At 66.3% G+C, this 18429-nt stretch carries 20 protein-coding genes; 12 read left to right on the top strand and 8 right to left on the bottom strand.

What is annotated here, in order from left to right:
- Window positions 1-2: 2 nt before the first annotated feature.
- From fusA to HV793_RS11070, 4 genes are all read right to left on the bottom strand, one after another.
- Window positions 3-2114, bottom strand: a complete 2112-nt coding sequence (fusA, locus tag HV793_RS11085; RefSeq protein WP_054458492.1) for an elongation factor G — start codon at window positions 2112-2114, stop codon at window positions 3-5.
- 269 nt (window positions 2115-2383) lie between these two features.
- Window positions 2384-2848, bottom strand: coding sequence for a universal stress protein (locus tag HV793_RS11080; protein ID WP_013391481.1), 465 nt, complete (start codon window positions 2846-2848; stop codon window positions 2384-2386).
- A gap of 100 nt (window positions 2849-2948) precedes the next feature.
- On the bottom strand, window positions 2949-3293 hold the full coding sequence (locus HV793_RS11075; protein WP_042796377.1) for a protein tyrosine phosphatase family protein: 345 nt from the start codon (window positions 3291-3293) through the stop codon (window positions 2949-2951).
- Window positions 3294-3331: 38 nt separating this feature from the next.
- Window positions 3332-4792: an aminotransferase-like domain-containing protein gene (locus tag HV793_RS11070; protein WP_054458490.1), complete on the bottom strand. Its 1461-nt coding sequence runs from the start codon at window positions 4790-4792 to the stop codon at window positions 3332-3334.
- Between the two features lie 149 nt (window positions 4793-4941).
- Between HV793_RS11070 and HV793_RS11065 the strand changes: the two genes are divergently transcribed.
- The gene (locus HV793_RS11065; RefSeq protein WP_054458489.1) at window positions 4942-5865 is read left to right on the top strand and encodes a DMT family transporter; all 924 of its coding nucleotides are present in this window, start codon (window positions 4942-4944) and stop codon (window positions 5863-5865) included.
- A complete protein-coding gene (locus HV793_RS11060; RefSeq protein ID WP_054458487.1) occupies window positions 5862-6506 on the top strand; it encodes a LysE family translocator in 645 nt (214 codons plus the stop codon). The genes HV793_RS11065 and HV793_RS11060 overlap by 4 nt, the downstream gene beginning before the upstream one ends.
- An 8-nt stretch (window positions 6507-6514) precedes the next feature.
- On the opposite strand, the gene HV793_RS11055 is transcribed toward HV793_RS11060, so the two are convergent.
- Together HV793_RS11055 and HV793_RS11050 are read right to left on the bottom strand one after the other, a co-directional pair.
- Window positions 6515-7207: an LrgB family protein gene (locus tag HV793_RS11055; protein WP_054458486.1), complete on the bottom strand. Its 693-nt coding sequence runs from the start codon at window positions 7205-7207 to the stop codon at window positions 6515-6517.
- A complete protein-coding gene (locus HV793_RS11050; protein ID WP_054458484.1) occupies window positions 7197-7601 on the bottom strand; it encodes a CidA/LrgA family protein in 405 nt (134 codons plus the stop codon). The genes HV793_RS11055 and HV793_RS11050 overlap by 11 nt, the downstream gene beginning before the upstream one ends.
- Window positions 7602-7698: 97 nt before the next feature.
- Here HV793_RS11050 and HV793_RS11045 point away from each other — a divergent pair, with 97 nt between their 5' ends.
- From HV793_RS11045 to HV793_RS11005, 9 genes are all read left to right on the top strand, one after another.
- Window positions 7699-8586 carry a LysR family transcriptional regulator gene (locus tag HV793_RS11045; protein ID WP_175161278.1) on the top strand — a complete coding sequence of 296 codons (888 nt, stop codon included), beginning with the start codon at window positions 7699-7701 and terminating at the stop codon, window positions 8584-8586.
- A 38-nt stretch (window positions 8587-8624) separates the two neighbouring features.
- Entirely contained in the window at window positions 8625-9512 is an 888-nt protein-coding gene (locus HV793_RS11040) for an alpha/beta hydrolase (protein WP_119450679.1), read from the top strand.
- 265 nt (window positions 9513-9777) lie between these two features.
- Window positions 9778-10689, top strand: coding sequence for a dihydrodipicolinate synthase family protein (locus HV793_RS11035; protein ID WP_175161276.1), 912 nt, complete (start codon window positions 9778-9780; stop codon window positions 10687-10689).
- 89 nt (window positions 10690-10778) lie between these two features.
- Window positions 10779-11534 carry an ABC transporter ATP-binding protein gene (locus HV793_RS11030; RefSeq protein WP_082401334.1) on the top strand — a complete coding sequence of 252 codons (756 nt, stop codon included), beginning with the start codon at window positions 10779-10781 and terminating at the stop codon, window positions 11532-11534.
- Window positions 11527-12246 (top strand): ABC transporter ATP-binding protein, encoded by a 720-nt coding sequence (locus HV793_RS11025; protein ID WP_054458474.1) that lies wholly within the window; start codon window positions 11527-11529, stop codon window positions 12244-12246. Before HV793_RS11030 ends, HV793_RS11025 begins: the two co-directional genes overlap by 8 nt.
- A 57-nt stretch (window positions 12247-12303) precedes the next feature.
- Window positions 12304-13509, top strand: coding sequence for an ABC transporter substrate-binding protein (locus HV793_RS11020; RefSeq protein ID WP_054458472.1), 1206 nt, complete (start codon window positions 12304-12306; stop codon window positions 13507-13509).
- 109 nt (window positions 13510-13618) lie between these two features.
- Complete coding sequence (locus tag HV793_RS11015; RefSeq protein WP_054458471.1) at window positions 13619-14521, top strand: branched-chain amino acid ABC transporter permease; 903 nt, start codon at window positions 13619-13621, stop codon at window positions 14519-14521.
- A 1-nt stretch (window position 14522) separates the two neighbouring features.
- A complete protein-coding gene (locus tag HV793_RS11010; protein WP_175213119.1) occupies window positions 14523-15488 on the top strand; it encodes a branched-chain amino acid ABC transporter permease in 966 nt (321 codons plus the stop codon).
- Window positions 15488-16138: a GntR family transcriptional regulator gene (locus HV793_RS11005; protein ID WP_175213118.1), complete on the top strand. Its 651-nt coding sequence runs from the start codon at window positions 15488-15490 to the stop codon at window positions 16136-16138. The genes HV793_RS11010 and HV793_RS11005 overlap by 1 nt, the downstream gene beginning before the upstream one ends.
- On the opposite strand, the gene HV793_RS11000 is transcribed toward HV793_RS11005, so the two are convergent.
- The gene (locus HV793_RS11000; protein ID WP_054458466.1) at window positions 16113-16595 is read right to left on the bottom strand and encodes a multidrug/biocide efflux PACE transporter; all 483 of its coding nucleotides are present in this window, start codon (window positions 16593-16595) and stop codon (window positions 16113-16115) included. The two genes, HV793_RS11005 and HV793_RS11000, sit on opposite strands and share 26 nt — an antisense overlap.
- Before the next feature lie 109 nt (window positions 16596-16704).
- Between HV793_RS11000 and HV793_RS10995 the strand changes: the two genes are divergently transcribed.
- Window positions 16705-17568 (top strand): LysR family transcriptional regulator, encoded by an 864-nt coding sequence (locus HV793_RS10995; RefSeq protein ID WP_054458464.1) that lies wholly within the window; start codon window positions 16705-16707, stop codon window positions 17566-17568.
- 33 nt (window positions 17569-17601) lie between these two features.
- On the opposite strand, the gene HV793_RS10990 is transcribed toward HV793_RS10995, so the two are convergent.
- Window positions 17602-18417, bottom strand: a complete 816-nt coding sequence (locus tag HV793_RS10990) for a ChbG/HpnK family deacetylase (RefSeq protein ID WP_175213117.1) — start codon at window positions 18415-18417, stop codon at window positions 17602-17604.
- Window positions 18418-18429: the final 12 nt, after the last annotated feature.

Here is an 18429-nt window from a genome sequence, read left to right as displayed (position 1 = left end):
ACTCAGCGGCCCGAGCCCTGGGCCGCCATCACTTCCTGCGCCACCTGGCGCGGCGCCTCGGCATAGTGCTTGAACTCCATGCTGTAGGTCGCGCGCCCCTGGGTCAGCGACCGCAGCGAGGTGGAGTACCCGAACATTTCGGCCAGCGGCACTTCGGCGCGCACCAGCTTGCCGCCGCCACCCGCGATGTCCTCCATGCCCTGCACCATGCCGCGCCGCGAGGACAAGTCGCCCATGACGTTGCCGGTGAAGTCTTCGGGCGTTTCCACCTCGACCTGCATCATGGGTTCCAGCAGCACGGGATCGGCGCGGCGCATGCCTTCCTTGAAGGCCATCGAGCCCGCCATCTTGAAGGCGTTCTCGTTCGAGTCCACGTCGTGGTACGAACCGAAGAACAGCGTCGCCTTCACATCCACCACGGGGTAGCCCGCCAATATGCCGGCGTTCAGCGCTTCGCGTATGCCCTTGTCGACGGCCGGAATGAATTCGCGCGGCACCACGCCGCCCTTGATGGCGTCGACGAATTCATAGCCCTTGCCGGGCTCCTGCGGCTCCAGCTTGAGCACCACATGGCCGTACTGGCCGCGTCCGCCGGATTGCTTGACGAACTTGCCCTCGACCTCGTTGCAGGTCTTGCGTATGGTTTCGCGGTACGCGACCTGGGGCTTGCCCACCGTGGCCTCGACGCCGAACTCGCGCTTCATGCGATCGACCAGGATCTCCAGGTGCAGCTCGCCCATGCCGGAAATGATGGTCTGTCCGGACTCTTCATCCGTGCGCACGCGGAAGGACGGATCCTCCTGCGCCAGGCGGCCCAGCGCGATGCCCATTTTTTCCTGGTCTGCCTTGGTCTTGGGCTCCACCGCCTGCGAAATGACGGGCTCCGGAAAGACCATGCGCTCCAGGATGATGATGTGGGCCGGGTCGGTCAGCGTGTCGCCGGTAGTGACGTCCTTGATGCCCACCGCCGCGGCGATGTCGCCCGCGTAGACCTCGGTGATTTCGCGCCGTTCATTGGCGTGCATCTGCAGGATGCGCCCCAGGCGTTCCCGCTTTTCCTTGATGGGATTGAAAACGGAGTCGCCCGACTTCACCACGCCGGAATAGACGCGGAAGAACACCAGCTGGCCGACGAAGGGGTCGGTCATGATCTTGAAGGCCAGCGCCGAGAACGGTTCGTTGTCGGTGGGATGCCGTTCGATTTCGTGGTCGCGCTGGTCATGGCCCTTGATCGCAGGCACGTCCACCGGCGAAGGCATGTAGTCGATGACCGCATCCAGCATGGCCTGCACGCCCTTGTTCTTGAACGCGCTGCCACAGAGCATGGGGACGATTTCGTTGGCGATGGTGCGCATGCGCAGACCCTGCTTGATCTCGTCTTCGGTCAAGGGTTCGCCCGACAGGTATTTTTCCAGCAGGGTTTCGTTGGCTTCGGCCGCCTTCTCCACCATCTTGTCGTGCCATTCCTGGGCCTGCGCCTGCATTGCGGCGGGGATGTCGCGGTACTCGAAGCGCACGCCCTGGCTGGCCTCGTCCCAGATGATGGCCTTCATCTTGACCAGGTCGATCACGCCTTCGAAATGGTCCTCGGCGCCCACCGGCAGCTGGATGGGCACGGCGTCGCCCTTCAGGCGCTCGGCGATCTGGCGCTGCACGCGCAGGAAGTCCGCGCCGACCCGGTCCATCTTGTTGACGAAGGCCAGCCTCGGCACCTTGTACTTGTTGGCCTGGCGCCAGACGGTTTCCGACTGCGGCTGCACGCCGCCCACGGCGTCGTAGACCATGACCGCGCCATCCAGCACGCGCATGGAGCGTTCGACCTCGATGGTGAAATCGACGTGGCCCGGCGTGTCGATGATGTTGATGCGGTGTTCGGGATAATTGCCCGCCATGCCCTTCCAGAAGGCGGTGGTGGCGGCCGACGTGATGGTGATGCCGCGCTCTTGTTCCTGCTCCATCCAGTCCATCACGGCGGCGCCGTCGTGCACCTCGCCGATCTTGTGGGTGATGCCGGTATAGAAGAGGATGCGCTCGGTGGTCGTCGTCTTGCCCGCGTCGATGTGGGCGCTGATGCCGATATTGCGGTAAAGCTCGATACGCGTCTTGCGAGTCATGGCCTCTTCCCTTGCAGTGAACTACCGGGCGAAGACGGCAAGCCCGACCGGGCCTTGCCGCGGCGGGCGCCATGCCGCGTAGGGTGCTTGAGAATCGCGGAACCGCGCCCGCACTGATGCGTAAATATTACGCGCGGCGCGCCAGGAAACAAGCCTAGTCCCTGCAAAGGCCAAGGATAAAAAAAGCCCCTCCAGCGGGAGGGGCTCCGTAGCCATGCACCAGCCTGGGGCAGCTCCGTAGAGCATTCCGCGGCGGTCGATGCGGCAGGCTACTTCTTTTCTTCCTTGACGCGATACACCAGCACTGCCGTGCTGGCCAGCGACAGGACCTTGGCGGTGACGCTGCCCAGCAGCAGGCGCGACAGGCCGCTGCGGCCGTGGCTGCCGATGAAGATCAGGTCGCAGCCGGCGTCGGCGGCGGCTTGCACGATGCCGTCGGCAACGTTGAAGTTCGACACGGCGCGCGACTCGGACTTCACGCCAGCGGTGTCGGCGCGGTCGGTGATCTGCTTGAGGTACTTGTCGGCCTGCTCGGCGGAGGCCTTTTCGTAGTCTTCGTCGGTGATGGCGTAAGCGGCAGCCATGCCGTCAAAACCGATCGTTGCCGCGAAAGGCTGGGTCACGTAGAGCGCGACGACTTCAGCGCCCACGGAACGCGCAAAGCAAATGCCGGCATTGGCGGCTTGGGCCGAGAGCGGAGAACCGTCGGTGGGAATCAGGATCTTCTTGAACATCTTGCCTGCTCCTGTTTGTGAGGTACCTCCATGCTACCGGAAACGCGCCAGGTTCACATCAACCGAACCCGGCGCGCCTTGACGCGCGTCAAGCCTGCGTTCAACCCAGCTGCTGGGCGGCGGCGAACAGATTGGTGCAGCGGGTGCCGGTGCGGCAGTACGCCAGGACCGGGCCGGGCAGCGTGCGCAACAGCTCGGCGAAACGCACCACGTCGGCGGCGGTCATGGCACTGCCCACGACGGGCTGGTATTCGATCTGCAGGCCGGCGGCCAGGGCGGCCTTGGACACGTCTGCGGCGGTGGGCTGGTCCGGGCCGCCTTCGAAATCGGGACGGTTGATGATCACGCTCTTGTAGCCGGCGGCGGCGACGTCCGCCATGTCGTCCGGGCCGAGCTGGGGCGCGACGGCGAAATTCTGGGTCAGGGGTTTGATGGGTGCGGACATGGCGGTTCCTTCAATGGCTTCAAAGAGACAGCTTTCTATTATTGATTGCTGGAGACGTTTTGCGCGAAGATTTTTTCCAGATCGGTCCAGACGCCCCGATGATCGGCGATCGTGACCGAAAAGCGCAGCATCGTCGACGGCGCCTGGGACGGGGAAAACAGCGTGCCCGGCGCCAGCAGCATGCCGTGGTCGGCCGCCACGCGCGCCAGCGCCTCGGTATCGCGACCGTAGTCGGCCCAGACGAACATGCCGGCGTGCGGCTCGTGATGCACCGTCAGGCCCAGTTTCAGCAGTCCTTTCAGGCACCGCTGGCGGGCATCGTCCACCCGCAGGCGCACGCGCTCGATGTGGCGGCGGTACTGCCCTTCCATCAGCACCCGGTGGATCACCCGCTCGCCGAGTTCTGGCGAGGTCAGGCCGGCCAGCATCTTCAGGTCGGCGAGCTTCTGCAGGATCTCGGGATTCGCGGCCAGATAGCCCACCCGCAGGCTGGCCGCCAGCATCTTGGAATAGCCGCCCACCAGGATCACCCGCTTCAGGCGGTCCAGCGCGGCCAGCTTCATGGCGCCGCCTGGATGCAGTTCGCCGTAGGTGTCGTCCTCGACCACCAGGAAATCGTGGCGTTCGGCGATGCGCAGGATGTCGTAGGCGGCGCCGGCCGACAGCGTGTGGCCGGTGGGGTTGTGCACCGAACCGTTGATGATGAAGAGCTTGGGCTTGTGCTGGGCCGCCAGCTGTTCGAGCAGCGCCGTGTCGGGGCCGTCCGGGCCGCGCGGCACGCCGATCAGGCGCGCGCCGAAGGCGGCCAGCCGGCCGAAGATGACGAACCATGCCGGGTCTTCGACCAGTACGGTGTCGCCCGGTTTGACCAGGTGCCGCGCGATCAGGTCCAGCCCGTGCGTGACGCCGTTGGTCGTGAGCAGATTGAGTTCCGGATGCGCAGGCACGCCGTCGTTCTGCAGGAAGGCGGCGATCTGCTGGCGCAAGGGGCCGAAGCCCTGGGGATGCCCATAGCTGACCAGATGGCCGCGTACGGAGCGGCCCACGGCGCGCACCGCGCCTGCCACCATCTCGGGGTCCAGCCAGTCCGCGGGCAGCAGTCCCGCGCCGCCGGGCATGCCTGAAGGATTGGTGTCGCGGAACATGCTGCGCAGCAGCCAGGCGACGTCGATCCGCGCAGGCGGCGTGAACGCCGCGGGCGCCGCGCTGGCCACGGCGGCCAGTTGCCCGCTGCGCGCCCGTACGAAGAATCCCGCGCCGCGCCGCGACTGCACCAGGCCGCGGGCCACCAGGCGGTCGTAGGCCTCGACCACGGTGAAGCGGCTGACGCCCGACTGTTCGGCCATCTTGCGGATCGACGGCAGGCGGGTGCCGGGCCGCAGACCCTGTTCATCGATGCGGCGCGCCAGCCCGTCGGCCAATTGCGCCACCAGGGTGGCGTCGGCCTGGCGCACGGGCTGCCAAGGCATGGAGGCGGTCGCGGCGGAAGCAACTGTCATGGGGATTTCACCAGGCCAGTGATTAAAGTGATATGCAAAAGTGTACCGGTACTGTACCGACAACTATGCGTAGAGTGACAGCAATGCCGAAAACCCGCAATAGCGGATGGGCGCGATGCCCGCGGCGTTCCCCTACCTTGGTGGCTGCGATGACCCGTCCCGCTTTCTATCCGACCTCCCAGGCTGCGCCTGGCGCCCCCGCTGGGCTATGGGAGGGGTACGGCTATGGTTTTCTGGGAGTGCTGGTCTTTTCCCTGACGCTGCCCATGACGCGCCTGGCGGTCGGCGAGCTGGCGCCGCTACTGGTGGGACTGGGCCGCGCGCTGCTGGCGGCCGTGCCGGCGATTGCCGTGCTCTGGCTGACGCGCGCCCGCCGGCCCAACCGCGAGGAATGGCCCGGCGTGATCCTGGCCGCCCTGGGCATCGTGGTGGGCTGGCCGCTAGCGTCCTCGCTCGCCATGCAGACCGTGCCCGCGTCGCAGGGCGCCGTCTTCAATGGGCTGCTGCCCCTGTCGACCGCGGCCTTTGCCGCGCTGCGCAGCGGTGAGCGCCCCTCGCCCGCCTTCTGGGCCTGGGCCGTGCTGGGCGCCGCGCTGGTGACGGCCTATGCGCTGCGCCAAGGCGAAGGTGCCCTGCAGACGGGCTATCTGTGGCTGCTGCTGGCCGTGTTGCTGGGCGGCCTGGGCTATGCCGAAGGCGCGCGCGCTTCCCGCACGCTGGGCGGCGGGCGCACCATCTGCTGGGCCCTGGTGATCAGCGCCCCCGTGGTGGCCGCGCCAGTCGGCTGGATGGCGGCGCAGCAGGCCAGCTGGCCCAGCGCCCCGGTGATCTACGCCAGCGCCTATCTGGCGCTGGGATCAATGTTCCTGGGCTTTTTTGCCTGGTATCGCGGCCTGGCCGTGGGCGGCATCGCCCGGGTCGGCCAGGTGCAGTTGCTGCAACCGTTCCTGACGGTGGTGGCGGCCGCATTGTTGTTTGGCGAATCGGTGGAACCGGCGACGTATGTCTTCGCCGCTGCCGTGATCGCCGTCATCGCCGGCGGACGCCGCGCCATCGTCAGGACCAAAGAATGAATCTGCTCCCCTCCAACTGGGCCGACGTGCCTCTGATGTCCCTGTCCTTGCTGGGCCCCCTGGCCATGTTCGCGCTGGTCAGCTCCATTACGCCCGGACCCAACAACGTAATGCTGGCCTCGTCCGGCCTGAATTTCGGCTTCCGCCGCAGCGTGCCGCATCTGCTGGGCGTGAACCTGGGCTTCACCTTCATGATCTTCCTGGTGGGCATCGGACTGGGCTCGGTGTTCCAGCAGGTGCCGCAGTTGTACACCGTGCTGAAGTACGCGGGCGCGGCCTATCTGCTGTACCTGGCGTGGAAGATCGCGAATTCAGGTGAAATGGACGACGGCGAGACGCGCGGCAAGCCGTTCACCTTCCTGCAGGCCGCCGCCTTCCAGTGGGTCAACCCCAAGGCCTGGGTCATGGCCGTGGGCGTGATCGCCACCTACACCCCGCAGAACGGCTTCTTCGCCAATCTGGTCATCGCCACCGTAGTCTGCGGCATCGTCAACCTGCCCAGCATCGGCATCTGGGTGACCTTCGGCACGGCGCTGCGCCGCGTGCTGCACAAGCCCTGGGCGATCCGCGCCTTCAATGTGGGCATGGCGCTGCTGCTGGTAGCGTCGCTGTATCCGGTCGCGCTGGAGATGCTGCACTGACGCGGCCCTCAGGCCAGCAATCCCACAACCACGGCGGGCGTGACCAGCACATTGAACAGGCCCGCCATCACCATCACCAGGCCCGCGACGGCGCCCTCATCGGCCGCCAGCTCGCGGGCCTTGGCCGTTCCGGCGCCATGCGCACCCATGCCGAACAACGCGCCGCGCGCCAGCGCCGAGCGCAGCGGCAGCCAGCGCCGCATCAACTGGCCCATGGCCGCGCCGAACACGCCCGTAACGATCACGAAGACGGCGGTCAGGTCCGGCACGCCGCCCACGTGCGACGACACGGCCACCGCGAACGGCGTGGCCACCGAACGCGGCAGCAGGCTCAGGCGCAGGTCCGGCGACAGGCCCAGCAAGCTGCCCAGCATCCAGGCGCTGGCGCCTGCGATCAGGCTGCCCACCGCCACGCCCGCCACCAGCACGGGCCAGTAACGGCGGATCAGCGCGCGCTGTTCATACAAGGGCAGCGCGAAGGCGACGATGACCGGCCCCAGCATCGCCATCAGCCAGTGCGACCCCGCCATGTAGTCCCGGTAGCCGGTGTGCAGCGCAAGCGCAAGCGCCAGCAACAGCGCGGGCGCCACCACCAGGGTCGACGTGCACCAGTAGGCGTAGCGCCGGTAGAACAGGCGCGCGCAGACATAGGCCAGCACCGTCGCGGCGGGCCAGAACAACAAGTTGAAATCAGCTGGCATGGCGGTTCATCCAGCGGTAGCAGAGATCGATGGTCAAGGCCGTGCCCGTCATCACCAGGGCCGTGCCCAGCAGGATGACGGCCAGCAGCTTCAGGCCCAGCACGCCCAGGAATTCGCGGTGGTCCAGCAGCGACATGACGGCCGGCACGAAGAACAGCAGCATCTCGCCCAGCAGCCAGCTGGCGCCGCGATGCACGTTGCGCACCCGCAGGCGGCGCGTGGCCAGCAGCAACAGCACCAGCGCCATGCCGATGACGCCGCCCGGCACGGGCAGCCCCAGCAACTGGGCCAGCGCCTGACCCAGCAGGGAGAAGAGGACCAGCAGGCAGATTTGCAGCACGCGGCTGCGGCGCAGCTTGCTGCGTAGAAGAATGGCGAGACGTGGGCGAGACATGAGACGAAGTTCCTGCGGCAAGCAGATGTTTTACGCCTGCGCCGCCCATAGATAAAATGAATTCGTTGAATTCAGGCCATTCCAATAAGGCATAAACATGGAACTGCGTCCCCTGCGCGCCTTGGTCGAAGTGGTCCGCCAGGGCGGTTTCTCCCAGGCCGCCAAGACCATCTTCGCGACCCAGCCCACCGTGAGCAAAGCCGTGCGGCAACTGGAAGACGAACTGGGCATGCCGTTGCTGGACCGCCACGCCCAGCCGCCGCGGCTGACCGCCGCCGGCGAAATCGTCTACCGCCGAGCCGTCGCCATGCTGGCGCAGCGCGACGATCTGCACGCCGAGCTGGACGAACTGAAGGGGCTCAAGCGCGGCGTGCTGCGCCTGGGCCTGCCGCCGCTGGGCAGCAGCACGCTGTTCGCACCCATGTTTGCGCGCTTTCGCAGCCGCTATCCGCAGATTGAAATCAGTCTGGTGGAACACGGCAGCCGCCGGCTGGAGGAAATGGTGATGGCCGGCGAGATCGAACTGGCCGCCTCGCTCAAACCGGTGCCCGACATCTTCGAATGGCAGCCCGTGGCGCGCGAGCCGCTGGTGGCGCTGATGCCGGCCGACCACCCCAAGGCGCATGCTGAAACTGTCGGGCTGAGCGACTTGCGGGACACGCCTTTCATTCTGTTCGAGACGGGCTTCGCCCTGAACCGCATCATCCACGACGCCTGCCAGCGCGCCGGCTTCGCCCCTGCCGTTGCCGCGCGCAGCGGCCAGATCGATTTCATCGCGGCGCTGGTGGCGGCCGGCATGGGGGTGGCCTTCCTGCCGCGCCTGAAGGCCCGCGAAGAGCTGCACGCCGGCGTGGCGCGGGTGCCGCTGCGCGATGCCGGCACGGACTGGGAGATGGTGCAGGTGTGGCGGCGCGGCGGTTACCTGTCGCATGCCGCCCAGGCCTGGCTGGCCCTGACCCGCGAAGTCCATCCCGAAGTATGCTGATGCCGGAACCCAGCCGCCTCGCCCGGGTCAGATAATCCATGCCAGCCTTCCCCCGCCTCTCTCCCCGCCGCCTGTTCGCCGTTGCCCTCTTGGCCGGCGCCAGCGTCGTCGGCTGCACCCAGCTCGATTCCTGGCAGCGGCAGACCATTTTCTCCCCCCAGTCCGAACCGCAAACGTGGTGGCGCGAACCCGCCGCCGGCACCCAGGTTTACGACCTGACGCTGGCCGGCGGCGACAAGGTGCGCGCTTGGTACTGGCAAAGTCCCCAAGCCGGCGCGCCCACCGTGCTGTACCTGCATGGCGCACGCTGGAACCTGAACGGCAGCGCCTTCCGCATCGACGGCTGGACGCGCATGGGCTATTCCGTGCTGGCTATCGACTACCGCGGCTTCGGCGCCTCGACCCCGCGCCTGCCGTCCGAGGAAAGCGCGCTGGAAGACGCAATGGCCGGGTTGAAGGAGCTGGCCCGCATCCAGCCCGATCCGGCGCGCCGTTTCATCTACGGCCACAGCCTGGGCGGCGCGATCGCGATCGACCTGGCCGCGCGCCCCGAACAACCGGCGTTCGCCGGCCTGATCGTGGAATCCAGCTTCACCAGCATCGGCGCGATGCTTGCCACGCTGCGCTGGGGCAAGGTGCCCGGCGCCAGCCTGCTGGTCACGCAGCCGTTCGCCTCGGTGGAAAAGCTTGCGCGCATGCACACGCCCATGCTGTTCATGCACGGCACCGCCGACCGCGTGGTGCCGCACACCATGAGCGACGAGCTCTACGCCGCCGCCAGCAACGTCGCGCCCGAGCTCAAGCGCCTGGTCAAGATCGAAGGCGCCTCGCATTCCGGCGCCTTCCGCAGCGGCGCGCAGTATGAAACCGCGGTGAAGACTTTCATGCAGGACGCGAGCCGCGCGTATCCGCGCAAGGCAGGCTGACAGCCCTCCGCGTCGACGCGGCAGGCTCGGACTGCCTGCCCATGCCTCCTTAGCGCGCTTCCCTTTCGTGACCCGCCCCGCGGAAAGACACGCGCCGCGCTGGCCCCACGCCGAAAGCAATGCCCTCCTGGGAAATCCCCCCGGGTTGACCCGCCCCGGGAAATCCCCGAATCAAAATATCTTCTAAATATATTTATCAGATATTAGACTTTGCACCTGCTCGCCGCTCCGCCATTGAAGCGACGGCATCTTGAGGAGAAGCCAGTTGAGTAACGTGCATTGGCAGGGCGTCTTCCCTGCCGTAACGAGTAAGTTCCATGCCGACGAGACCCTCGACTTCGAGGCGATGCGCAAGCACTTCGGCTTCCTGATCGACAACGGCGTACACGGCCTGGTCACCTGCGGTTCGCTGGGCGAAGCCAGCACCCTGACCCTGGAAGAAAAGCTGGAAGTGACGCGCTGCGCGGTGGAAGTCAGCGCCGGCCGCATTCCGGTCCTGGCCAACGTGTCCGAGACCAGTACCCGCGAAGCGCTGCGCTTCATCAAGGCCGCCGTGGAACTGGGCGTGGACGGCTTCATGCTGATGCCCTCGCTGATCTACGTGGCGGACTCGCGCGAAGCGATGCAGAGCATCCGCACGATGGCCGAGGCCGCGCAGAAGCCCTGCATGATCTACAACAACCCGGTCGCGTACCGCGTGGATCTCAAGCCCGAGCACATGGCCGAACTGGCCGACTGCAAGTGGCTGGTCGCCATCAAGGAAAGCAGCGACGACGTGCGCCGCCTGACCGACCTGCGCAACGCGCTAGGCACGCGCTATCAGCTGTTCATCGGCGTGGACGACCTGTCGTTCGAGGCGCTGGCGCTGGGCGCGGACGGCCTGCTCGCCGGGCTGGTCACCGCCTTCCCGCGCGAAACCGTGGCCCTGTACGACCTGATGAAGGCCGGCAAGTGGCAGGAAGCGCTGGCGCTGTACCAGTGGTTCACGCCGCTGTTGCACCTGGATGTCTCGACCAAGCTGGTGCAGAACATCAAGCTGGCCGAGACCCTGGCCGGCGTGGGCAATGAGCACGTGCGCCGCCCGCGCCTGCCGCTGGCCGGCGCCGAACGCGAACGCTGCGCCGCCATCATCCAGGCCTCTCTGGCCAAGCGCCCCGCGCAGTACCAGTCGAAGTAAGGCCGGGCTCCGGAAGAAGCACGAACCTCCTGGCGCGTGGCGGGACCGCGACGCGCCAGGGCCTGTCCCCAGCAAGCCCAACGGACATCATGCAAAGCGACATCATTCTTCAGACACGGGGCCTGAGCAAGGAATTCCGCGGCTTCGTGGCCGTCAACAACGTCGACATGAGCGTGCGCCGCGGCGCCATCCACGCGCTCATCGGCCCCAACGGCGCGGGCAAGACCACCTTCTTCAATCTGCTGACCAAGTTCCACATCCCGACGCGCGGCGAGATCCTGTACGACGGCGTGGACATCACGCAGGAACGCCCCGCGCAGACCGCGCGTCGCGGCATCGTGCGCTCGTTCCAGATTTCCGCCGTCTTTCCGCAGCTGTCGGTGCGCGAGAACGTGCGCGTGGCCCTGCAGCGCAAGCTGGGCGTGGACTATTGCTTCTGGCGGTCGGAACGCACGCTGGAAAGCCTGCACCACCGCGTCGAGGAACTGCTGGATCAGGTCGGCCTGCGCACGCACCTGGACGTGGCCGCGGGCGACCTGCCCTATGGCCGCAAGCGCACGCTGGAAATCGCGACCACCCTGGCGCTCGAACCCGAGCTGCTGCTGCTGGACGAACCGACGCAAGGCATGGGCCACGAGGACGTGGACCGGGTCAAGCATCTGATCAAGCAGGTCAGCGCGGGCCGCACCATCCTCATGGTCGAACACAACATGAAAGTGGTGGCGGACATCTCCGACACCATCACCGTGCTGCAGCGGGGCGAGATCCTGGCCGAAGGCCCCTACGCGACCGTATCGGAAAACCCGGCGGTGCGCGAAGCCTACATGGGAGCCGAAGATGAATGAAGCCGCCGCAGCCTCCAGCATGCTGGAGATCCGCAACCTGCACGCCTGGTACGGCGAATCGCACATCCTGCACGGCATCGATCTGGACGTGAAGCCCGGCGAATGCGTGACCCTGCTGGGCAGGAACGGCGCGGGCCGCAGCTCCACGCTGAAGTCCATCCTGGGCCTGGTGGGCCGGCGCAGCGGCTCAATCAGGATCCAGGGCCAGGAGACCGTCGGCCTGCCGCCCCACAAGATCGCGCGCCGCGGCATCGGCTATTGCCCTGAAGAGCGCGGTATCTATGCATCCTTGACCGCCGAGGAAAACCTCATGCTGCTGCCCTCGGTAGGGCCGGACGGCATGTCGGTGGCAGAGATCTACGACATGTTCCCCAACCTGAAAGAACGCGCGCACAGCCCCGGCACGCGCCTGTCGGGCGGCGAACAGCAGATGCTGGCGATGGCGCGCATCCTGCGCACCGGCGCCCGCCTGCTATTGCTGGATGAAATCACGGAAGGCCTGGCCCCCGTCATCGTGCAGTCCCTGGGTCGCGTGATCCGGCAATTGAAAGAGCGCGGCTACACCACAGTGCTGGTCGAGCAGAACTTCCGCTTTGCCCAGCACCTGGCCGACCGCCATTACGTCATCGAGCACGGCCAGGTGGTGGCGGTGATAGACCGCGCCGAAGTCCAGCAATCGCAGGACAGGCTGAACGCCCTGCTCGGCATTTGAGTTTTCCAGACGCATTCCTTCCGACCGCAGTCCCCTTCCTACACGGAGCGTAGTCAGATGAAATTGAATCGAATCTCAGCAGCGCTGTTCGCCATCGGCATGATCGGCGCCGCCCAGGCCCAGACCAAGGTCAGCGATGACGTGGTCAAGATCGGCGTCCTGACCGACCTGTCCGGCGTCTATTCCGACCTGGCCGGCAACGGCTCTGTGATCGCGGCCCGCATGGCCGCCGAGGAAATGGGCAACAAGGTGCTGGGCAAGCCGGTGGAAGTGGTTTCCGCCGACCACCAGAACAAGCCCGACGTCGCGGCCAACCTGGCCCGCGAATGGTTCGACCAGGGCAAGGTCGACATGATCACCGACTTCCCCACCGCGTCCACCGCGCTGGCGGTGATGGAAATCGCCAAGCAGAAGAACCGCGTGACCATGCCGTCGGCGGGCCTGTCCACCGCGATCCTGGGCGAAAAGTGCTCGCCGTTGAACGCCCAATGGACCACCAACACCTACGCCCTGGCCGCCGGCACCGCGCGCGCGCTGGTCAAGGAAGGCAAGAAGAGCTGGTACTTCATCACCGCCGACTACACCTTCGGCCACTCGCTCGAAAAGGACGGCACCGAAGTCATCCAGGAGAACGGCGGCAATGTGGTGGGCGTGTCGCGCCATCCCTTTCCCGGCAACGACTTCTCTTCGTTCCTGCTGAAGGCGCAGGCCTCCAAGGCCGACGTGATCGCGCTGGCCAACGCCGGCAACGACACGGTCAACGCGGTCAAGCAGGCCAACGAGTTCGGCATCAACAAGAAGCAGATCGTGGCGCCGCTGCTCACCTACATCTCGGACGTGCACAGCATGGGCCTGGCCAAGGCGCAGGGCATGTACCTGACCGAAGCCTTCTATTGGGACTATGACGACGCTTCGCGCGCCTGGGCCCAGAAGTTCTTTGAAAAGGCCAAGAAGATGCCGACCGCCTCGCAGGCCGGCGTGTATTCGGCCACGCTGTCGTACCTGAAGGCGATCGAAGCCGCCGGCACCGACGACGCACCCGCCGTGATGGCCAAGCTGCGCGAAATGACCATCAACGACGCCGTGATCCGCAACGGCAAGCTGCGCGCCGACGGCGCGCTGGTGCACGACATGCTGCTGCTGCAGGTCAAGACGCCCAAGGAGTCCAAGGCGCCGTGGGACTACTACAACGTGAAGTCGGTGCTCAAGGGCGAGGACGTGTTCCCCAAGCCCCAGGCCGCGTGCTCGTTGAACAAGACCTGATGCCGCCACGCGCCGCACGCACAGCGTGCGGCGCCGGCTGCCATGGCCGCGGCGCACCGCCGCGCGCTTCCCGGAAATCGACGCGACACCTTTCCGCCCGCCGCCTACCATGTTCGACATCTCGCTTTCCGCCTTGCTCGCCCAACTGCTGGTGGGTCTGATCAACGGCTGCTTCTACGCCATCCTCAGCATGGGGCTGGCCATCATCTTCGGCCTGCTCAACATCGTCAATTTCACGCACGGCGCCCAGTTCATGATGGCGGCGTTCCTGGCCTGGATCGGCTTCACCCAGCTGCCGCAGTTGCTTGGGCCGGGCGTGCAGATCAACTTCTGGGCCGCGCTGATCCTGGCTCCCCTGCTGGTGGGGCTGGTGGGCGTCGTGATCGAGAAGACGCTGCTCAAGCGCCTGTACCACCTGGACCACCTGTACGGCCTCTTGCTGACCTTCGGCATCGCGCTGATGATGGAAGGCGGCTTTCGCTACTTCTACGGCATTTCAGGGGTGGGCTATGAGCCGCCCGAGGTTCTGCAGGGCGGCTTCGACCTGGGCTTCATGTTCCTGCCGGCCTATCGCGCGTTCGTGGTGGTGGCGTCCCTGGTGCTGTGCCTGGCCACCTGGTATCTGTTCGAACGCACCCGCCTGGGCGCCATGCTGCGCGCCGGCACCGAGAACCCCAGGCTGCTGCAGGCTTTCGGCGTGAACGTGCCAGTGATGATCACCCTGACCTACGGCTTCGGCGTGGCGCTGGCCGGCGTGGCCGGGGTGCTGGCCGCGCCCGTCATGCAGATCAACCCGCTGATGGGCTCGAACCTGTTGAACATCGTGTTCGCCGTGGTCGTGATCGGCGGGCTGGGCTCCATCATGGGCGCCATCGTCACCGGGCTGACGCTGGGCCTGCTGGAAGGGCTGACCAAAGTGTTCTATCCCGAAGCCTCGACGGTGGTCGTCTTCATCGTCATGGCGATCGTTCTGCTGACGCGCCCCGCCGGCCTGTTCGGCAAGGAGAAATAAGGTGCAGCGCATACCCTCCTCGATCCGCATCCTGGCGCTGCTGCTGGTGCCGGCCCTGCTGGTGCCGCTTTTCCCGCAGATCGTCTATCCCGTGTTCGTCATGAAGGTGCTGTGCTTTGCGCTGTTCGCGCTGGCCTTCAACCTGCTGACCGGTTTTACCGGCCTGGTGTCGTTCGGCCATGCCGCCTTCTTCGGCTGGGCCGGCTACGCGGCCGGCGAAATGATGATCCTGTTCGGCGCCTGCGGCCTGCCGCCCGAGATCGCCATCGCTTGCGGCGTGGCCATGGCCGCGGCCATCGGCTGGGCCATCGGCTGGCTGGCGATCCGGCGCACCGGCATCTATTTCGCGATGATCACGCTGGCGCTGTCGCAGGTGGCGTACTTCATGGCGGTGCAGGTGGGCTGGACGCGCGGCGAGGACGGCATGCAGGGCATCCCGCGCGGAAAGTTCCTGGGCCTGGTGGACCTGAGCGTGGACGCCAACATGTATTACTTCACGCTTGGGGTCTTCGTGCTGGGCTTTCTGTTCGTCTACCGGGTGATCCATTCGCCCTTCGGCCAGGTGCTCAAGACCATCCGGGACAACGCGCCGCGCGCCATATCGCTAGGTTACGATACAGACCGGTGCAAGCTGCTGGCCTTCGTGCTGTCGGCCTCGGTGGCCGGCCTGGCCGGTTCGCTGAAGGCGCTGGTGCTCCAGCTGGTTGCATTGAACGACGTTTCGCTCGCCACCTCCACCGAGGTGCTGCTGATGACGCTCCTGGGCGGCATCGGCACGGTATGGGGGCCGGTGGTGGGCGCGACGCTGGTCGTCAGCTTGCAGAACTATCTTGCCACCCTGGGCGACATCGTCACCATCGTCATCGGACTGATTTTCGTGTTGTGCGTGTCGTTCTTCCGGCGCGGATTCGTCGGCGAATGGCTGGCCTACACGCAGTGGCGCAAAACGAAGGAAAACAACAGTTGATGGCAGCAGCAGAATCCAAACGGCGCGCCGCCGATGTCGCCTACGACCAGATCGAAAGCATGATCGCCACGCTGCAATTGCAGCCGGGCAGCGCGGTCGTGGAAGCGGATCTGGTGGAAATGACCGGCCTGGGACGCACGCCGCTGCGCGAGGCGCTGCTGCGCATGGTGGCCGCCGGGCTGATACGCCAGGAACCGCGGCGCGGCCTGCGCGTGTCCATGATCCAGCTGGCGGATCACATGGATCTGATCCAGACCCGCCGGGCGCTGGAGCAGCTGATCGCGGCCAGCGCCGCGCGCCGCGCCACCCCGACGCAGCGCAGCCAGATCGTGGATTGCGCGGCGCAGATGATCCAGGCGGCGGAAGGCGGCAATCTCGACAACTACATGCATGCCGACCAGATGCTGGACCACGTCTGCCACCAGGCCTGCCGCAACGCCTCGGCCGTGAATGCGGTGGCCCCTTTGATCATCCAGTGCCGCCGCTTCTGGTACGCCTACCAGCACGAGGGCGACATCGCCGAGGGCGCTCGCCGCCACATGCTGATGGCCGAGGGCATCGCCACCGGCAACGAGTCCGCGGCCATCAAGGGCGCGGACTCGCTGATGGACTACCTGGAGATGTTCACGCGCAAGGTGATTGACGCGTGACGGCCGGCGCGGCCTGCCCTTTGCGGCGGGCCAGCCACTGCAGGACCCGTGGCCGCGAGCGGTCATAGGCCAGGTTGTAGAGGAAGGCGTAGGGCAGATAGAACAGCACCAGCGCGATATCCAGCACAAAGGCCTGCCACAGGCTGATGTCTAGCCACCAGGCCGCCAGCGGGATCACGATCAGGATCAGGCCCAGCTCGAAGCCGAAGGCATGCACCACGCGCAGCCGCAGCGTGCGGGTCCAGCCCATGCGGTTCTCGATGCGGTCAAAGCCGGCGTTGTAGATCATGTTCCAGACCAGCGCGATCCAGGCGATCACTGCCGTCAGCACGCCCATTTCGAACAGGGACTTGCCCATGGCCCAGGCGGCCGCCGGGGCGCACAGGCCGATGGCGATGATTTCGAACAGAAAGGCGTGGAGGAAACGTTCTTTAATGGATTTCTTGGCTTGCGTCATGACCCACCTGCGGTCGGTTGATACTCAGTGGCAGGGATTCTCGACGATATTTCCGTTACCATAAAGATAGTTTTCATCGGAAAAACCGATAACATCGGACATCCCACCCATGCGCCACTCCCTGGAATCCCTGGCGGCGTTCGCCCAGGTCGCCTCCGAAGGCACGTTTTCGGCTGCCGCCCGCAAGCTCGGGAAAAGCCAGTCCACGGTCAGTGAAACCATCGCCAACCTGGAAGTGGACCTGAACGTGACATTGTTCGACCGCAGCCAGCGCCAGCCCGCGCTGACCGAGGCCGGCCAGGTCCTGCTGGGCCAGGCCCTGCAAGTGCTGGCTGCCAACGATCGGCTGAACCGCAGCGCCAGCCAGCTGGCCGAGGGCCTGGAGCCCCGGCTGACGGTGGTGCTGTCCGACACGTTCCAGTCCGAGACCTTCGACACCATGCTCAGCCAGATCGACCAGCGCTATCCGGCGCTGCGCTTCGAATGCCTGATCGCGGAATACGAGGACGTGGTGGCGCTGGTGCAGCAGGGCCGCGCGCACCTGGGACTGATGGCCGCCCAGGACAGCTACCCGCCCGACGTGGCGCACGCGACGCTGGCAGAGCTGTCTGAGATCGTCCTGTGCGTGGGCCGCGGGCATCCGCTGGCCCAGCTGCCGCAGGTCACGCAAGACCAGCTGAAGTCCGAACGCGCGCTACGCCTGAGCACTTACGAGCTGGGCGACAAGGACGCCGAGCCTGCCTATGCGACCTGGTCGGCGCCCGGCTATCTGATGCTGCTGGAAATGGCCAGCCGCGGATTCGGCTGGACCGAGCTGCCGCGCTGGATGATCCAGCGCTTCGGCCAGGATCAGCTGGTGGAGTTGAAGTCGCCGGGCTGGCCGCGCCACATCCGCGTCGATGCGGTCTGGTCACGGCGGCGCGCGCTGGGACCTGCGGGCGCCTGGCTGCTGCAGAGCCTGACGGGCGGCTAGAGCCAGCCCGCGCCGCAACGACCTTGCAGCCGATCAGCGCGCCGTGGCCGGCAAGCGCGAGATATGCACCCCGTTGGCGTTGAGCCAGTCGCCCAGCTTGGGGCTGGCCAGCACGTCGAATTCCGCGCGGCGCTGGCGTGACATGGCGCAGCCGTCCTGGTTGCCCATGGCCGGATGGCACATGAGCAGGTCGCAGTCGCGCGCATTGAACAGCCAGTTCTGCAGCAGATCCGCATAGCGGCGCTTGCCGCCTGCGAAACCATAGACGCCCAGCAGCCGGCGGTTGGTGCGCATGCCATCCTGGCGCGCTTGGCGCGCCAACGCCGCGGCGCCCAGCGCGCCGATGACACGCGCCTTGATGGCCTCCTTCATGGGAATGCCGAACTGCATGCCCGGCGCCGTCTGGCGCAGCCATGGCATACGGGCGCCGTAACGGCGCTTGAGCAGTTGCAGCAGGCGCTCGCGAATGCCGGGCAGTTGATGCACGTGCTGGTGACCGTCGACATAGTCGGGCGCGCGGCCGAACGCGGCCTCGAAGGCGTCGAACTGACGCTCCAGCTGCGCCTCGATCCACCCTCCGTCCAGCCTGCCCGTGTAGGCATTGAGGATCAGCCGGCTCAGCGTCGGCATGGGCTCGGCGCCGGGCATGAGCGATTCGGTGAAGTTCACATGCAGGCCGATATCCACGTTCAGCGGCGCCAGCCGCCTCGCATTGGCCGCGAACGAAGGGCCCAGCGCGAGGCAGCTGACCGCGCTCAGGCGGCCCATGCCGGCCAGCGCAATCATGCCTTCATCGATGTCGGCATTCATGCCAAAATCGTCCCCGCAGACAACGATACGTTTGCTCATCGCTATACCTCT

This window comes from Achromobacter aegrifaciens (genome assembly GCF_902859965.1).
GTDB classification, from domain to species: Bacteria; Pseudomonadota; Gammaproteobacteria; order Burkholderiales; family Burkholderiaceae_B; genus Achromobacter; species Achromobacter aegrifaciens.
This window is presented reverse-complemented; position numbering and strand designations above follow the sequence as displayed.

Bases quoted from the DNA above. Each gene is read 5' to 3' on its own strand.
- HV793_RS11025 (WP_054458474.1), top strand. From the start codon at position 11,527: ATGAATGAAGCCGCCGCAGCCTCCAGCATGCTGGAGATCCGCAACCTG.
- HV793_RS11030 (WP_082401334.1), top strand. From the start codon at position 10,779: ATGCAAAGCGACATCATTCTTCAGACACGGGGCCTGAGCAAGGAATTC.
- HV793_RS11070 (WP_054458490.1), bottom strand. From the start codon at position 4,792: ATGACAGTTGCTTCCGCCGCGACCGCCTCCATGCCTTGGCAGCCCGTG.
- HV793_RS11050 (WP_054458484.1), bottom strand. From the start codon at position 7,601: ATGTCTCGCCCACGTCTCGCCATTCTTCTACGCAGCAAGCTGCGCCGC.
- HV793_RS11060 (WP_054458487.1), top strand. From the start codon at position 5,862: ATGAATCTGCTCCCCTCCAACTGGGCCGACGTGCCTCTGATGTCCCTG.
- HV793_RS11055 (WP_054458486.1), bottom strand. From the start codon at position 7,207: ATGCCAGCTGATTTCAACTTGTTGTTCTGGCCCGCCGCGACGGTGCTG.
- HV793_RS11075 (WP_042796377.1), bottom strand. From the start codon at position 3,293: ATGTCCGCACCCATCAAACCCCTGACCCAGAATTTCGCCGTCGCGCCC.
- HV793_RS11040 (WP_119450679.1), top strand. From the start codon at position 8,625: ATGCCAGCCTTCCCCCGCCTCTCTCCCCGCCGCCTGTTCGCCGTTGCC.
- HV793_RS11045 (WP_175161278.1), top strand. From the start codon at position 7,699: ATGGAACTGCGTCCCCTGCGCGCCTTGGTCGAAGTGGTCCGCCAGGGC.
- fusA (WP_054458492.1), bottom strand. From the start codon at position 2,114: ATGACTCGCAAGACGCGTATCGAGCTTTACCGCAATATCGGCATCAGC.
- HV793_RS10990 (WP_175213117.1), bottom strand. From the start codon at position 18,417: ATGAGCAAACGTATCGTTGTCTGCGGGGACGATTTTGGCATGAATGCC.
- HV793_RS11065 (WP_054458489.1), top strand. From the start codon at position 4,942: ATGACCCGTCCCGCTTTCTATCCGACCTCCCAGGCTGCGCCTGGCGCC.
- HV793_RS11015 (WP_054458471.1), top strand. From the start codon at position 13,619: ATGTTCGACATCTCGCTTTCCGCCTTGCTCGCCCAACTGCTGGTGGGT.
- HV793_RS11005 (WP_175213118.1), top strand. From the start codon at position 15,488: ATGGCAGCAGCAGAATCCAAACGGCGCGCCGCCGATGTCGCCTACGAC.
- HV793_RS11080 (WP_013391481.1), bottom strand. From the start codon at position 2,848: ATGTTCAAGAAGATCCTGATTCCCACCGACGGTTCTCCGCTCTCGGCC.
- HV793_RS11000 (WP_054458466.1), bottom strand. From the start codon at position 16,595: ATGACGCAAGCCAAGAAATCCATTAAAGAACGTTTCCTCCACGCCTTT.
- HV793_RS11020 (WP_054458472.1), top strand. From the start codon at position 12,304: ATGAAATTGAATCGAATCTCAGCAGCGCTGTTCGCCATCGGCATGATC.
- HV793_RS10995 (WP_054458464.1), top strand. From the start codon at position 16,705: ATGCGCCACTCCCTGGAATCCCTGGCGGCGTTCGCCCAGGTCGCCTCC.